The sequence below is a fragment of the Burkholderia sp. IDO3 genome (assembly GCF_003366075.1).
Lineage (GTDB): Bacteria > Pseudomonadota > Gammaproteobacteria > Burkholderiales > Burkholderiaceae > Burkholderia > Burkholderia anthina.
Genome location: NZ_CP028965.1, coordinates 342,158 through 357,633, shown reverse-complemented (window position 1 = coordinate 357,633; position 15,476 = coordinate 342,158). Strand labels below are relative to the sequence as shown.

Genomic DNA, 15,476 nt, shown 5'->3' with positions numbered 1-15,476 from the left:
TCGGCGGTCGGACGTTCGGGCGTCGGCTCTGCCCCAGTAACCGGCCGTCTGACTGTTGAAGACGGGCACTCCTTCTTAGGCCGTTGCGGACATTCGGGTGTCGTTAACCATGCCGCGGTTGGCAACGGCTTTCCTGCAAGCTGACTTCTACTACCGCGGACATTGGATTCCACAGCATTCGGGTGTGTACTCTGTACTGTCTGTTGATCTTCGACTGGGCTCTGGTTGCATTGGTCAAGAGCTCGCCCGACACTCAAGCCGCATTGATAAAGGTTGCGTTATTATGGGCATCGTATTCCTGATCGTTAATCGAGCGCCATGAAAATTAGCCGAGGACCGCATGCCAATAGATAAAAATATGTATGATGAAAACGCCATTTACAGAAGTTGGGTCGATAATCAACTTAAAATCATCGAGCCAACCGATCTGAACAATAATCGAGGGTTTAGAAAACCCCAGCGAGCGGCGCTTTTCGCGGCACTATGCCACCTGACATCGGCACCGGACCGACCTGCAACTATAGTCATGCCCACCGGGACCGGAAAGACTGATGCGATTTTTTCCCTAATTATTGCGGGTGCTTTCCCAAGGACTCTAATCATAGTTCCGTCCGATGCGTTGCGATCGCAAACATCGGAAAAAATATTAGAACTTAAAAACATTCGCGACTTTCGGGCAATTGACGAGCAAACGCTATCCCCAAAAGTTTTCACCATTAAAGCAGCCCTTACAAAAGATGATCTTCTCGACATCGCCTTGAGTAACGTCGTTATATCCACACCAAATGCATTAACTTTGACCCACGGAGACCAGCTGGCACAGTTAGTAAGCCTCGTAAGCCACTTGATCGTCGACGAAGCACATCACGTCGCGGCAAAAACTTGGCGAAATATAAAAACAGCGTTTAAAGGAAAGCCGTGCATTCAGTTCACAGCCACGCCGTTTCGGGAGGATAAGCAGACTTTAGATGGTCGAATAATTTATAACTACTCCCTGAAAGATGCTCAAGAAGATGGCTATTTTCAAGCCATAGAATTTCATCCGGTCAGAGAATATCAATTTTCCCTCTCCGATCTGGCAATCGCAAATAAGGCGGTGGCGCTACTTCGCGCAGATCTTGAGTCTGGCAAAGATCATCTTCTGATGGCTCGCGCCAACTCGATATCGAAGGCAAAAAAGATCTATGATTTGTACAGAGAGCACAATGATCTTTCTCCGGTGCTGGTATATAGCGGCGTGAAAGAAAAAGATAAAATCATCGAAAGAATAAAAAACAGACAACATCGAATCATCGTCTGCGTGAACATGCTTGGCGAAGGCTTCGACCTTCCCGAACTAAAAATTGCTGCCCTTCATGACCAGCACTGTAGCCCAGCCGTCACGCTTCAATTCATCGGAAGACTTACCCGCGTCAATGATCTATTGGGAGCGGCCAAGTTTGTCGCAAACATCGCGAATCAAAAAGTCGACAATCAAATGGCCGCACTTTATTCTGAAAGTGCGGACTGGGGAATTATTATCCGCGAGGTAAGTGAAAAAAAGATCGGCCGTGAATTGGAGCGAGAGAAGTTTGAGGCGCAGTTTGAGGACATGGAGGACGGTGAGAAAATAATTGCATTGAATCCAACCCCCAACGTGAGTGCCGTGGCTTACAGGGTTGCCCAGATAGACTGGAAGCCTTTTGGCGCTGCGGAAATGCGATCAAAAGGCGAAGAAGTGCGGCTTTATTCGGTTAATGAAGACCAAACCCTAGTGATGGCAGTGACCCGCGCCGAGTCCTCCGTTTCTTGGGCGAACACCGCCGCGATCTCAGCGACAGACTGGCATCTGTATCTTGCCTATTACCGGAAAAAAGATGCGACACTGTTTATAAGCACTTCCGGCGACGAGGGGCAGTCTGCAGTCTTTAAGAACCTAATTTCCACGAACTCCGAAAAAATCGCTGGAGAGAAAACGTTTCGCATTCTGCACAACATTAACCTATTAAAATTTCAAAACGTTGGCCTTACGTGCGGCACTCGCGACATCCGCTTTACCATGCATGTTGGTCGAGACATTAATTCCGTGATGGACGACCTCGAAAACGGAACCGCTATCAAATCCAATATCTTCGGAATTGGTTTTGAGGAAGGATCCAAAACGACTGCAGGATGCTCATACAAGGGTAAATTATGGGAAATGAACTCGGAGACCATTGATTATTGGGTTAAGTGGTGCGACTCAGTATCAAAGAAAATCAACAACGCGGACATAGATACGAGAGACATACTAAATAACGTGATTCGCTCCGAGAAAATCGAAAGAATCTGGCCAGATGGGTTGTTTTATGCCGACTGGCCGGAATCAATTTATATTGAAGTGGAACACAGGGTTACGCTGATAGCCAATGGTGTTGCTTATAAATTGCTGGATCTTAGGCTCGGCTATCCTGTTCGCGTTACGGATCGCATCTTGCGAATTCCAGTTCTGACTAGAGACGAGCTTGGGGCAGAGAGAGCGGTTGGTCGTGTCGATATCACACTCGAAGTCGATGGATATAAAATCGACTGCGGGGATATCAAGATAATCTACGGAAAGGAACGTTATTTTTCCGAATATCTTGATGATAATCCAATTAAGATCCTAAAACAAGACGGCTCAATTATTTTGGGCAACTATCGTTACTACAGCCCGCAGACCCTCAATGTTAAGTTGCCAAAGGCACTTCTCTCAAGCTGGGACTGGGGAGAAACAAAAATAAACAAAGAATCCATGGGAAAAGATCGCGATTTGGATACTGTTCAAGGATTCACGTTTTCAAAAATAGAGGGCGCTTATGAGCTGATCTTTAACGACGACGGCGCCGGCGAAATCGCCGACCTAGTCGCGATAAACGAGAATAACGACCACATTCAAATTGATTTTTACCATTGCAAGTACTGCAGCAAGGACGCTAAGCCGGGCGCGCGGGTTGACGACACGTACATCGTAACGGGTCAGGCGAGCAGATCGGTGAAGTGGTTGCACACTGGTGAGGCTATTTTCAGGCAGCTTCTTGATAGATATGGTACGTCACTTGAGAACGGCTTCGATCGAATTCTGAAGGGGCTTCCGGCAAGACTCGATCTGTTGCGAAATAAATGTCGCGACCTGGAGGTCAGGATAGGCTTTTTCATTATCCAGCCCGCCATTTCGGAAGCCCGGATTACGGACGAGATGCTGACTGTGCTTGGGAGCAGTTACATGTATCTCAAAAATATATCCGGCACGGAGTTAAAAGTAATTGTGAGCAGATAGATATTATAAGAGCGTGCGAGAGCGAGCAATCGTGACCAACTTGACGAGGACCGCAATGGCCGAGAACCGGCAGACCGACACGATTGCTCGAACCGCCGTTGCACTCGAAAGCCGCCATAAACGGTACGCGGGATCGAAAGACCGCTTCGGGTCGAGGCTGTGTGGAAACGCGAAACGCAGAGTTGCCGGGGCATAGATTCCGTGCTGCATCGTCGCAGCAATTCGATAGGCCACGAATGCTGGTGTAATTTCAATCCTCGTTGCGGACCGCGTACAGCTTATACGGCGAATTTTGGGTGCTTCACGCACCCACCAGCCTCATGGCCTTCATGGTTTTCGCGAACCCAAGTATCGCTATTACGCGCTTGAGGTTGTACGCCAGCACATGCAGACTCATTTCGGTGCTCACATTGGCAAGCCGACGAGTCAGGAAGTGCGTGTAGCCCATCCAGTGTTTGAACGTCCCGAACACGTGCTCGACAGTCCGCCTTCGCACCGTCATCGCATCCGGCATTCTGTCCAGCCTTCGCTGCGCAGCTTCCAGTACTGACTCGTGTTCCCAGCGCGTAATCCGCCGGTAGTCGCTTGGCGTACATTGCGGCTTCAGTGCGCAACCAATGCATGCACTACTCCAATAGCGGCGCAGATACATGCCATGTTCCAGACCGGTAAATCGGTAGATCGCACGTTGCCCGGCCGGGCACTGGTATTCGTCATCTCGGGCGATGTAGATAAAGTCTGCACGATCAAAGCGACCGTGAGCCTTTGCGCTTGACGTCGTGGTCCTAGGCAGAATGGCTGCGATACCAGCATCCTCGCAGGCCTTTATCTGTGGACCACTGTAATACCCTCGATCAGCGATAGCCTTCAATCTGGTTTTGCCCATGGCGTCACGAGCAGCTTGTGCCATCGGGCTGAGCTGTGCCCGATCACTGCCGGCATTTGTGACCTCGTGAGCAACGATGAGATGGTGTTTGGAATCTACGGCTACCTGCACGTTGTAGCCCACAATCCCCGAGCCACGACCGCTTGTCGCCATGGAGCGAGCATCGGGATCAGTCAGCGAGATCTGCCCATCAGGCAGCGTCTTCAACTCTTCTTTGACCTGCTCGAGGTGGCGCATTTGCCCTTGTAATTGAGCAATTTTCTCTCGCAGCCGAGTTGTCTTCGCTTCCACCTCGGGAGGTTGGGTCCGATCAGCCGTTTCCAGTGCACTGAGATAGCGTTGGATACTTTCCTCAATTTGCTGCTGCCGCTTGTCGATCTTGCCAGTCGTAAAGTTGCGGTCACGCGTATTGGATGCCTTGAACTTGCTTCCATCGATGGCGACCAACGTAGAGCGAAATAAATCTGTCACTCCAGAATCCCGCCGATCTAGGCATCCGGACCCTGAATTGGCGACTTTATTGACGGTCTTACCAAAATAAAGTCGTCAATTCGCATATGTCCGGATTAAATTTGTCAACTCGCATCATAGACTTCGAAGCCCGACCGTAAGGGGGTATCAACAAGGTAAGCGCAATTTCCTATCATAAGCATTGAAGTTATGAAATTGCCGGCACTTATTCCAAAAGCGCCATAAGGGATTGGTTCCCACCTACCGCTTGAGATCCGGCGAACGAAATGCCTGATCGAACTGCCGAGCTCGCTGCACCTCGTCGCTATGCAGATAGGTCGACGTCGTCGAAATCGACGAGTGACGGAGGTTGTCCCGCACCATGATCAGCTCGGCGCCACGCGCGAGCGCGTGCGACGCGTGCGTGTGACGCATCCAATGCGGGCTCGCGCGCCGCAGCTTCTCAGCGGTCGCCGGCCGTTCGTTCTGGATCGTGTCGGCCACCAGCACGAAGAATCGGCGCAGCACGCGCCAGAGCCGCGTGCTTTCAATGTGGGCGCGATCCTCCTCGAGGCTTGCGACGAGCGGCGTCGCCGGGTTCCAACGCGTCGGCGTGACCGGCAGTCCGCGCTGCACGAGAGACTGATCGAGCGCGGTGCGGGCGAGCGGCGGCAACGCCACCTTGCCGAGCTTGCCGCCCTTGCCGAGCACGTGCAGCCAGTGATCGCCGTGCTCGTCGCGGCGGATATCGCCGAGCGTCGCACCGACCAGTTCGCTCGCGCGCAGACCGGTCGCGTACCCGAAGTCCAGCAGAAATCGCAGGCGCTGGGCGGCTGCTTCGCTCCAGCCGTACGACCACTCGAGGCCGTCGGCCAGCGTGCGGATCAACAACCACTCGCCTTCGGAGAAGCCACGGGACACGTCCAGCCCCGCACGCTGGACTTGGCTCTTGATCTTGACGCCGGCAAACGGATTCGCGAGCACGTAGCGCTGCTCGACCAGCCAGCGAAACAGCGCCGACAGGACGTTCAGTGCGTATGCCGCCGAGCGTGCGGACAGCGGACCGGTGAAGGGCCGCCATTCGACGCTTTGCCGCGGCCGCGATGGCCCGACCCAGCGTTCGCGCGGTGTCGGCCGCCGCAGAAAACTCCGGTAGGCGATTGCATCGTCAGTGGTGAGCGACGACAGTGCGCAGCTGCGCTCGACGATCGCCCACAGGATCAGGCGCTCGGCCTCTTTCCGGTAAGCGCGCTGGGTGGCGGCCGATTCGTGCAGCGACAGCCAGGATTTAACCGCCTCATAGTCGTTCGAAGCCTTCAGCAGGCAGGCGCTTTGCGGCGCACGGAACTGGCCGCGCGAACCGTCGACCTCGTGTGGCACGCGCAGCTGTTCCCACGTCACGATGCTGCTCGACGGCGCTGCGACGATCAATGCTCGCGCCCGTTCGGTCAGCGCCGGATGCGCGGCGAAGAACGCCTCGATGCGACGCGCGCCGGCGACGCCGAGTCCGGCGATCGCCGACCACCAGCGACGTCGCCGCGGAATCCGCACGGTCAGGTCGGTCAGCGTCCAGATGCCGTGGGCATGTAGAGCCCCGGCAATGCGTGCGGGCAGCCACAGGTTGACGTGATCGGCGATCATCGGCACGGGCTCCGGCAGATTGCGCAGCATCTCGATTGTGCCGGCTACCCGATCCGCCGATGCTTTCGTTGGGCGATCGACGAAGACGCCTGCCAGATCTCCGCGATGGCGCGCCTGCGCGAACGCGACGAGCCGCCGACGAATCCGGCCGAGCACGCCGCGCGAGGACGTTCCGGCTGCTCTTCGGTCGCCCAGATAGCGGGCGACAGCTGCCCTAGCGTCCAGGCCGGCGTACCAGCTGCGCAATGCCGCGAGTTCGGCTTCGTCGGGAAAGCCACGTTCGGTTTTGTCGATGGGGAGGGTGTCGCACGTTTTCATGACTACCAGTTTAGAACAAATTCGATGACGGACTGATAATGTGCGTTATCTCTGTACCGATCACGAAAGACGTCCCGCCAGGATTTTTCACGATGATTTTCCGGCTTAGATCGCCTGCAGGGCGCGACTCAAAAAGTCCGCGTGCACAGAGGTTCCGGAGGCCAGAAAGCGAATCTGCTGCCGCACGGATTCGGGATCGACGCCAGCGTGTTCCGCTGCCTGCAGCGTGGCGCGGCTTGCATCGAGCACATCGACACCTGTGATCTCGTAGCCGTAGCCCATCGAGATCCAGTGCAACGCCGCGAGACCGGCGGCCATGGCGAATCCCGGCTGCTTCTGCGCAAAGTCCCTGGCCGCGCGCGTCAACGTCCGGGGGTCGGTCGGGCTGGCATTGGCCAGCTTGATGGCCTGGTTGAACAGGCCTGCGTCCTTGGCTGCCGCGAACCACTTCCCTGGCTCGCCCGGCGACGCAGCAACCAGGTCGCTCAGGATGGTCTCTTGCGCGATGTGCGGATACTTCTTTGCGATGGCACGGAAAGTTGCCAGGTAGGTGGTGCCCTGGTTCGCTTCGCATGCATAGCGCCGGTATGCCTCGTCGGCAAGACCCGATGACAGCAGGATCGCCTCGCAAGCTTTCGCAATCTGCCCGTCCGGGCTGTTGAGGCCGCGCGTGTTTTCCGCGTAGGCCACGGCTTCAGCCTTTCTGCCCATCGCAAGCAGTGCCTTGACGCCCCAGCGTCGGTAGTGCCACATCTTGAACGGAGCGCGGTCCACCAGTGCGATCAGCTGCGCATGTCGCCCAGCTGCATATAGCGAAGCCAGACAGATCGGTGTCCCCGCAAAATATCCCCCGGGCCCCTCGGACCAGACGTGCTCGACGAGATCAATAAACCTGTCGGCCCACTCGCTGGCGATTTCGGGCGTCACGCAGAGTGTGTCCCATTCGTCCGACAGACCTTCGATATAGGGGACGCCCTGATCCTGAATGGCTTCCCATAGCCGCTCGAGCCAGGCCTGGCGCGTGACTGTGTCGACCTGTGCGCCAGCAATGACCGGGACCAGTGTTTCGATCGCACGATTCACGGCCGTGCCGATCGCACCTGACGACCCGTCGACGTGTTCCAGCGCGGGCGAAACTTTCTCCAGAAATTTCACAGCGCCCTCTGCCGCAAGCACTGTATCGCCGCGCGCCACCTGCCGGATCTCCGCGAGCGCTTCCTTGATACGCTGGATCGGTACGTCCGAGCGCCAGCCGAAAGCGTGGCGCCGGAAACGCTGGGCGAACTGCCACTTGTACGAGGCAGGCTTCACAGTGGTTCGTCCGTTTCGGATCGCAGATCCTGCAGGGGGCGCAAGGCGAGAATCATTTTTTCGAGCACCATGATCCAGTCCTCGAGTTCCTCGATGGTGCAATCAGCCTGTTCGACCAGCGTAAGGTCATCCGTCGAGCACGACAGGCTCGCGCCATTGATAACGGTATGCGCCATGGCGTGCAGGCGCAGAAGATCGTCACGCAAACCATCGGGCTCGCAGCGGGCGCGGATGGTGTCGAAAAGATCCACGGCCTGCTGGATGACGGTCGTGTCGTATCGCTGCTGCAATGATTCCAGCGCGTCGGCATCGACGATGCCATAGGGGGTCTCAAGGTCGGGCATGGGATCGGGATCTCCGCAGGGAACGGACCGGGCCGGCGAACAGGTGATCGTGTATCCAGCCCTCGACGTGTCCAAAATCCAGTTCGTACCTGCCAAAACGTTTCAGGTTGCTGGTGAGGTAGGGACTGAGGAATCCAATGTCGTCGGGATTGACCTCAATGCCTTCATTCACCATCGATCGCAACGCCTGCATCATGTCCACCGTGTTCTGCAGGATCGCGGCCGAAGCCATCAGGTCGTTGTAACGCAGGCGTTTCTGCTGCTCGTCCGGGTCATTGACTGGCAAAACATCTCCGCCGAACGAAAACCACTTGGCAAAGCCATTATAGGACTCGACCTTGTTGGTTGTGGCGGTGATCTCCTGTCGCAGTTCGTTGCTGCCGAGCCACTCAAGCAGGAATACCGTGCGAACCACCTTGCCAAGCTCCTCGGCCGCCAGGGACAGGCGATTTTTCGGACTGGCCGCACCGAAACGGCGCAGTAGAAGGGGCGATGAAATGGCTCCGGACTGGATCGACAGCGCGAGCTGCATCAAGTCCTTCCAGTGGCGCCCGATGAGTTCCCAGTCAACCGTTTCCGCGAAAAGATCATCGATATGTTTGTATCGGGTCGCAGCATCCACGCGATACAGCTTGAGGTCCTGCCAGTTGCGAATCCGCGGCATCAGCTTGATGCCCAGCAGGTAGGTGAAGGCGAACACCGCAGCCGACTGCCCCTGGGTGTCGGCGTGCACCGTATCGGCCTCAACGCTCAATCCAGCCTTAAGCAGCCCTTCGATCACGTAGATGGCTTCCCATATGCCCGGCGGGATGAAATGCCGGAATACCGCGATATAGTTGTCGGCGACGTGGCGGTAGGCGACCGCGCCCATTTTCCGGTAGCGGAAGTGATAGCCTGCCAGCAGGTTGTTGTCGTAGAAGTCGTACTGGGTGCCGTCGGCTGCCACCGTCTTGCCGTCTCCCCAGTGCTTCGGCAGGTCAAGCCGGAGATAGAGTTCGATCAGCTCGCGTTGTGCACTCTCAAGGCGTTCGAGACTCAAGTGCCGGCGGTTGACGAACGACATCATGTGCGGCGTGATCCTGTCACCCATGTGGCGCGCGGCCTGAGTGGGACCAAGATTGCATCCCATTGCGAAGATGGTAAGCAGGTACCGCTGTTCGGCGTCGCGGATTTTGGGATCGTTGCCGCTTAACGGACCAAAGTGTCGTGTGAAATGTGTCCAGTGCTCGATATTGGCGAGTACGTCCAGCAGATTGCGCACAGGCATGCGCTTGACGATCGCCTTTTGCAGGGCCACCGCGCTTTCAGGGATGACCGTCGCCGTGGTGCGACGGACAACAAACTCACCTGCCTTGTTGACTGTCACATGGTCGGACTTCTCGGGAAAACGCTCATCCAACTGGCGTGCTGCATCGGAGAGCCATTCGCGCAGCTGCGCCACAAAGCCGGCACTGCTGTCGGCAATGCCAAGCCTCTCGCTGTATCCCGGCAGGCGCTTCTCACAGTCATGCCAGGGCAACAGGTAATCGCGATAGTCTGCAAAGGCATCCGAGCCGGCTACGCACAGGTCTCCGCTGCGCAGTTCCCTCGTCATGGCGGACAGTACGCACAGTTCCAGATAACGCCGGTTTGTCGTCGCACCCTTCTCGGGCGGGCGGAAAACCAGCTTGCGCCAACGCCCGGAAGCAAAGCTGAGATCGACCTCGACGTTGATCCATTCGCGATGAAGCGATTCGTTCCTGAAAACGACCTGCATTGCCTGCAGCAAGGACTCGGACTGGGTGGTCGAGCTCCATGCCAGTGCATGCGCCAGACGTAGTAGTACTGATCGATGTGCCTTGAAATGCCTCCACAGCAGCGGCAGATAATTTCTGCCGCTGTAGGCCCGGACCTCGGCACAGCTTTCGCGCAATGGTTCGAGGTCGCCCGACGGCGCCAGATAATGGCGAACACGCGCACCAAGTTCGGTGTCATCGGTATAGTCGTCGAGAATATTGACGACGCCGTCAAGCGTATCGACCAGGCTTTCCATCTGTTCGCGCTGACGTGCCTGGATCTGGTCTAGCTCTTCCCTGGCCCGCTTGTGGATTGCGCTCATACGACGGATGAACATCTCGGCCAGGTCGTCGCGGGCTCGCACGCGCATTTGATGCAGCAACGCGACAATGAGCGTATATCGCCGCTCCGGCAGGGTTTCCTTCAGATTCGCCGCGTCCAGACTCATCGCCTGCGTCGAGAGGGAGCGCAGCTTTGTCGCGGGAACACCCTCCAGCGCATGGTTGAAGTCGCCAAAACCATCGAGCCAGGCAAGATGGTCGACGAGCAGGGAGATATGCTTTCGCGATGGGCGTAAGGCGTATCGCTTGATGGTGTTGTACGCGCTCTGGCGCTGGTTGAATTCGCGCTTGATCAGCCGGTCCAGTTGGGCCTTGTCCTCATCAGAGAGGCGACGCGAGACACGTCGGAACAGCGCTGTTTGAACTCGCGTGTGGATCTGCTCCACAATGGCATCGAGCGTCGAGAACGCGGGCAGTTCGACCTGCTGCTGGATCAGGCTGTCGATGGTTGCATTGATGATGTCCACCGGCTGATCCATCGTCTCGGCGGCCTCATGTGCCGCGCGTACCGCGATTTCGTTGGCATCGGAGCCGTAGTAGGACTGGATGCCGAGAAATTCGCGGATTGCCGCATAGTGACGAAACAAGGCGGGCGACCTTGCCCTGTTGTAGCCGAATGCGGCCTCGGCGCCTATATTCGCGCTCGCCCGGATGTGCTCGATGACAACGGGGGGAATGGCGTCAACGAAGGGAAAGTAGTGCATCTGCTGAAAGACCTTCAGCAGAACCAGCAGGCCCAGTCTCGAGGACTGGCCACGCGCGTTGCGGCGCACCCACTCAAGCTCTTCGACGTCCGGCGTATAGAACGCCTGCAGTTCCTCCGGTGAAAAACCCTTGGGCAACCTCGGATACGCGGTACGTTCGATGGTCGCCATGCCGGATTCCGGATCTCGAATGGGCTGGCCAGTGTAGCGCAAAAAATCCGGCAAAGCCGTCACACTTGTGCACAGTCTGTGCAACCAGCTGGCCGCTATAATTTTCGGATTCAGAACGCAGCGAAGGGGACAGAAACATGGGCAAAGCCAGCCAGCAGAAAAAATCGTCTCGCGCCCGCAAGCTGGGCACGCGCGACCTGGAGGCATTGCGACGGGGAGCGGTTCAGTCAGGGATCCCCGACGCTATCGTTTTCGATCGTAATGACCTGCCGCCGGAGCAGAAAATCTCCTGGCCCCTCGCCCAACTGCTTCAGGATGAGGTATCCGATCATCCAACACTGGAGGAATATCAGAGCGCACTGACGGCGATAGTTGCGGCTTGGAATACCAGCCTCCTGCCCGAGAGCGAGCGTGCTGAAGCGCTACGTGATCGGATCGGATTCGACAAAAGTGTTCCACCCGAAATACGGCGTGAGGTCACACAGGGCATCGAGCGCCTGATTGAGGAAAAAGTGGCCCGTTTTCCCCATGACCGCCGCCGTATCGTCTCGTGGGAGGCGAGGCTCGAAGGTGACGTACTCCGGGTCGTAGCGGCGGCGTCTGACGGTCCCCGGCACGATACCCTGGAGGATGTCATGCGGGGTTTGCTGCGAACGATGTCCGCGTAAGAGACCGCACATTCAGCCCAGTCAGCTAAGGACGCGACCGTCCCGCGCTGGCTGACCACGTTGACCTGTCTGCATGCCGACGCGCAAGCGGACGCGATAGCTCAGGGACGCATTCACGGCCCGAGTTCCTTATTCCATCAAAGCATAGAGATCCGTCGCTTCATAACTTTCAGGCTTATGATAGCAATTTGACCGGATCTTGGTCAGATCCCGTAATACGCCACCGGAAGCAGGTCTGCCTGACGGGCTTCCAACCAACGCTGTGCCGCCTTGGCCTGACACTTCGGGCAGTGGCGATTGCGGCAGGAATTGTAGCAGCACGTGTCCCCCCAGCGCCGCGCTGCGGCACTGTTCGATGGCCGACATGACCTTGAGCTGTCCCAGACTCAGATGCTCGCGCTGAGACCAACGCCAGGCCGGACCAAAGGCGCGGAAGATATCCGCGACCTCCAGGGTCGGACGCCCCATGGAAGGAACTCGGTGGTTCTATTCCGGGTGCAGCATCTCCAGGGGGCTGACCACTTCGCGCAGGAGGTCGGTGGCGACCTGGGTATAGAGCGCCGTCGTGTCCAATTGCTTGTGCCCGAGTAGCACCTGGATCACACGAATATCCACCTTCTGCTCCAGCAGGTGCGTTGCAAAGCAATGTCGAAGCGTGTGCATCGAGACGCGCTTGTCGATCTTCGCCTCCGCGGCGGCGGCATGGATAGCCCGGTTGAGCTGGCGGGTGCTGAGCGATTCGATCGGGTTGAGGCCCGGAAACAGCCAGCCGCCATCGAGCATCTTGCCCTGTGCGCGTGCCACACGCCACCACACTCGCAGGCGTTCGAGCAGTACTGGTGAAAGCATGGCGTAGCGATCCTTGCGGCCTTTGCCCTGTTCAACGCGCAGCGTCATGCGTTGGCTGTCAATGTCGCAAACCTTGAGCGCGACAACTTCGCTGGCGCGCAGCCCAGTTCCGTAGGCGAGCGACAGTGCCGTTTGATGCTTCAGGTTGCCAGACGCCGCGATCAGGCGACCCACTTCCTCGCGGCTTAATACGACGGGGAGTCTCTGCGGGACACGAACGGGTTGCATCTTGGCCATCAGCTCGGCACGATCGAGCGTGACGTCGAAGAAGAACTTCAATCCGGCAATCGCGGCATTGAGCGAGATCGGCGAAGTGCCGGTATCGACGAGATGCAACTGATACCACCTCAGATCTTCTACGGTGGCCGTATCAGGCGAGCGGCCGAGAAACCCCGCGAATCGTTTCACGGCGCGCAGGTAACCGTTTTGTGTCTTGGCAGTGAATTTGCGCATCCGCATGTCGTCGATCATGCGCTGGCGCAGCGGACTGATGGTTTGAGTGGATGGGTTCATGGCTCGGCTCCTGTCGAAAAACGAGGCGGATTGCCTCATTCCTCAACATAGAAAACCGGGGCTTTGTCTCAACTACCCACCGGCGCCGGATCGGAGCCCCCTACCGCGCGAGCGGTTTAGTCCATTGATAGAAGCCGCCATTCAACGGTAGTGACTCATCGGCAGAAATCGGCCAAACCGGACTGTGGGAATTTAATGGAAGTGCGGCTTGCTGGATGTCCGCTTTCAACATATTCGAATACCGATTCTGGATTGGAAGGCTTGCGCTAAATCGGTTTACTATCCAGTTTGAAGACCGGATGGTTTAGCAGAAGTGAAACCCCGCATACACAAATTCCTGACACCCTATCAAGGCGACTTGAGCAAAAAGTCGGCGAATTGCGCCGCAGGACCATCGTGCAGCCCGCCGCCATCGCGACGTACAACATAAAGCGCTTTTTGTATCGGTTCGCCTGAAATTGGTATTGCGTGCAACTGTCCGTTGCGCACTTCATGGGTTACGGCCGCGGCCATGACCAGAGAAATGCCGAGGCCGGCTTGTACTGCATGTTTTACCGCTTCCGTGCTCCCCAGTTGCATCGATACACCAATCGTGCTCGCGTCAGTGCCAAAATACTGTTGCAACAGACGCTCCGTTCCGCTACCGGCCTCCCCCCCCAACAATTGCTGGCCCTTTAACAAATCACGGGGAATATTGCTCATGCCGGCCCAAGGATGGTTCGGCGGAACGATTAAGACCAGCTCTTCACGTCGCCAAACCGTTGGAACAAATCCGGGGCGGTCATCCCACCACTCCATAATTGCAACATCGATTTCAAGATTTTGCAGCTTATCGGCGATGGCGGTATTGGCCCCAATGATCACGTCCAACTCATGCGGCGAAACATCCTTGTACGATTTCAAATACGGCTGCAGCAGATATATCCCCGTATTGGAACTGGCCCCAATCACGACTGAGGTTTTTTTAAATAAGGTGCTGGCCAGTTCGTAGGTTCTTATCATGTTTTCCGCGTATGGCAGGAAGACATGGCCTTCCGGCGTCAGCGTGCTGCCTGCATTGTTGCGTGCGATCAAATTGACATTCAGCGATTGTTCCAGCCGCTTTACATGCTGCGTCACGGCTGGTTGCGACAAACCAGTATTTTTGGCGGCTTCACGAAAACCGCCGCATCTCGCAACCGCCAGAAAGGTTGCAACGGATCCCAGTTTAATCATACGGCTATACCGATGTAAATAAGGGGTTATTGATTGCGCCGACAGGTCTTTCTCCAGCCAGAGCCTGGAGGATGTTGGTTGCCGCTTGCCGCTCAATCTCTATCCGCACTTCCTTGACCGCCGACCCAAGGTGAGGTGTGAAAAAAGTCTGCAAGGTATTGTCCAGCAGGGATTGAGGAATGCTTTCCGGCCTTTCCGGCCGAGCCCATTCCTCCATCTCGAACACATCGGCTGCATAGCCGGCAAGCCTTCCCGTTCGTAGCGCCTCGACCACTGCCGATTCATCGACCACAGAACCACGGCAGGCATTGATCAGATAACTGCCAGACTGCATTTTGCCTATGGTATCGGCATTGAACAGGTGCAGGTTTTGCGGAGTCATCGGCAGCATCGGAACCACGAAATCGCTGGTTGCCAACAATTCGTCGAAGCTCAAGCGGCGTGCGCCCCATGCCTGCTCCAGATCGTCGGTCAGCGCGACGTTGTCGCAGTAAACCAGTTTCATATCGAAGGCCGAAAGCCGCCTAGCAATTGCCCTGCCCACTGCCCCCATACCTACAATGCCAAGTGTACGGCCTGTCAGTCCGATGCCATACAATTCCGGGCGCCAGCCTTGAAATCTTCCGCTGCGGATTCTGCGGTCACCTTCCATCAGATGCCGAGTCAAACCCAAAAGCAGACCGATTGTCAATTCGGCCGTCGGAATCGTAAGCAGGTCCGGCACGATGCTGAACCATATTCCACGTTGTGTGCAGGCATCAACGTCGAAATTATCGTAACCCTTGAGCGCAGCGCTGACTATCTTCAGTTTAGGGCATCTCCCAAGAAAATCCGCGTCTATAGTATCTGGCATGAAAACCATCAGCGCGTCGGCATCCTTGGCGCGTAGCAGCAAGTCTTCACGGGGAAGTGTCTCGCGCGTTGTGTTGGGAATGACATCTGCGGCGGATTGCAATAGATCGATGATCTCAGGGTGGACCCAGTGGGTAAGTACAATTTTTGGTTTCATAAA

The 15,476-nt window shown here is 56.5% G+C and carries 9 protein-coding genes and 2 pseudogenes; 2 read left to right on the top strand and 9 right to left on the bottom strand.

From position 1 onward, the window contains the following. Nucleotides 1–340: 340 nt before the first annotated feature. Complete coding sequence (locus tag DCN14_RS37450; RefSeq protein ID WP_096506407.1) at nucleotides 341–3,277, top strand: DEAD/DEAH box helicase family protein; 2,937 nt, start codon at nucleotides 341–343, stop codon at nucleotides 3,275–3,277. Nucleotides 3,278–3,578: 301 nt separating this feature from the next. Here the strand turns inward: DCN14_RS37450 and DCN14_RS37445 are convergent. The 5 genes and pseudogenes from DCN14_RS37445 to DCN14_RS37425 all read right to left on the bottom strand — a co-directional run. Then, nucleotides 3,579–4,610: pseudogene (locus DCN14_RS37445) on the bottom strand (IS1182 family transposase); the annotation flags it as partial. A 264-nt stretch (nucleotides 4,611–4,874) separates the two neighbouring features. Next, on the bottom strand, nucleotides 4,875–6,572 hold the full coding sequence (locus tag DCN14_RS37440; protein ID WP_021161050.1) for a phage integrase family protein: 1,698 nt from the start codon (nucleotides 6,570–6,572) through the stop codon (nucleotides 4,875–4,877). 105 nt (nucleotides 6,573–6,677) lie between these two features. Next, entirely contained in the window at nucleotides 6,678–7,883 is a 1,206-nt protein-coding gene (locus DCN14_RS37435) for a hypothetical protein (RefSeq protein WP_011875610.1), read from the bottom strand. Further along, nucleotides 7,880–8,227: a Tn3 family transposase post-transcriptional regulator TnpC gene (tnpC, locus tag DCN14_RS37430; protein WP_011875611.1), complete on the bottom strand. Its 348-nt coding sequence runs from the start codon at nucleotides 8,225–8,227 to the stop codon at nucleotides 7,880–7,882. Before tnpC ends, DCN14_RS37435 begins: the two co-directional genes overlap by 4 nt. Next, a complete protein-coding gene (locus DCN14_RS37425; RefSeq protein ID WP_011875612.1) occupies nucleotides 8,214–11,219 on the bottom strand; it encodes a Tn3 family transposase in 3,006 nt (1,001 codons plus the stop codon). Before DCN14_RS37425 ends, tnpC begins: the two co-directional genes overlap by 14 nt. 137 nt (nucleotides 11,220–11,356) lie before the next feature. Here DCN14_RS37425 and DCN14_RS37420 point away from each other — a divergent pair, with 137 nt between their 5' ends. After that, entirely contained in the window at nucleotides 11,357–11,887 is a 531-nt protein-coding gene (locus tag DCN14_RS37420) for a hypothetical protein (RefSeq protein WP_042976018.1), read from the top strand. Nucleotides 11,888–12,099: 212 nt separating this feature from the next. Here the strand turns inward: DCN14_RS37420 and DCN14_RS37415 are convergent. The 4 genes and pseudogenes from DCN14_RS37415 to DCN14_RS37400 form a co-directional block, all read right to left on the bottom strand. Beyond that, nucleotides 12,100–12,355 (bottom strand): annotated as a pseudogene (locus DCN14_RS37415) (transposase zinc-binding domain-containing protein); the annotation flags it as partial. 18 nt (nucleotides 12,356–12,373) lie between these two features. Then, nucleotides 12,374–13,249, bottom strand: a complete 876-nt coding sequence (locus DCN14_RS37410; protein WP_011875615.1) for a site-specific integrase — start codon at nucleotides 13,247–13,249, stop codon at nucleotides 12,374–12,376. A gap of 348 nt (nucleotides 13,250–13,597) precedes the next feature. Beyond that, nucleotides 13,598–14,464 (bottom strand): LysR family transcriptional regulator, encoded by an 867-nt coding sequence (locus tag DCN14_RS37405; RefSeq protein ID WP_011875616.1) that lies wholly within the window; start codon nucleotides 14,462–14,464, stop codon nucleotides 13,598–13,600. 4 nt (nucleotides 14,465–14,468) lie between these two features. Next, complete coding sequence (locus tag DCN14_RS37400) at nucleotides 14,469–15,473, bottom strand: phosphonate dehydrogenase (RefSeq protein WP_042976020.1); 1,005 nt, start codon at nucleotides 15,471–15,473, stop codon at nucleotides 14,469–14,471. Nucleotides 15,474–15,476 lie beyond the last annotated feature (3 nt).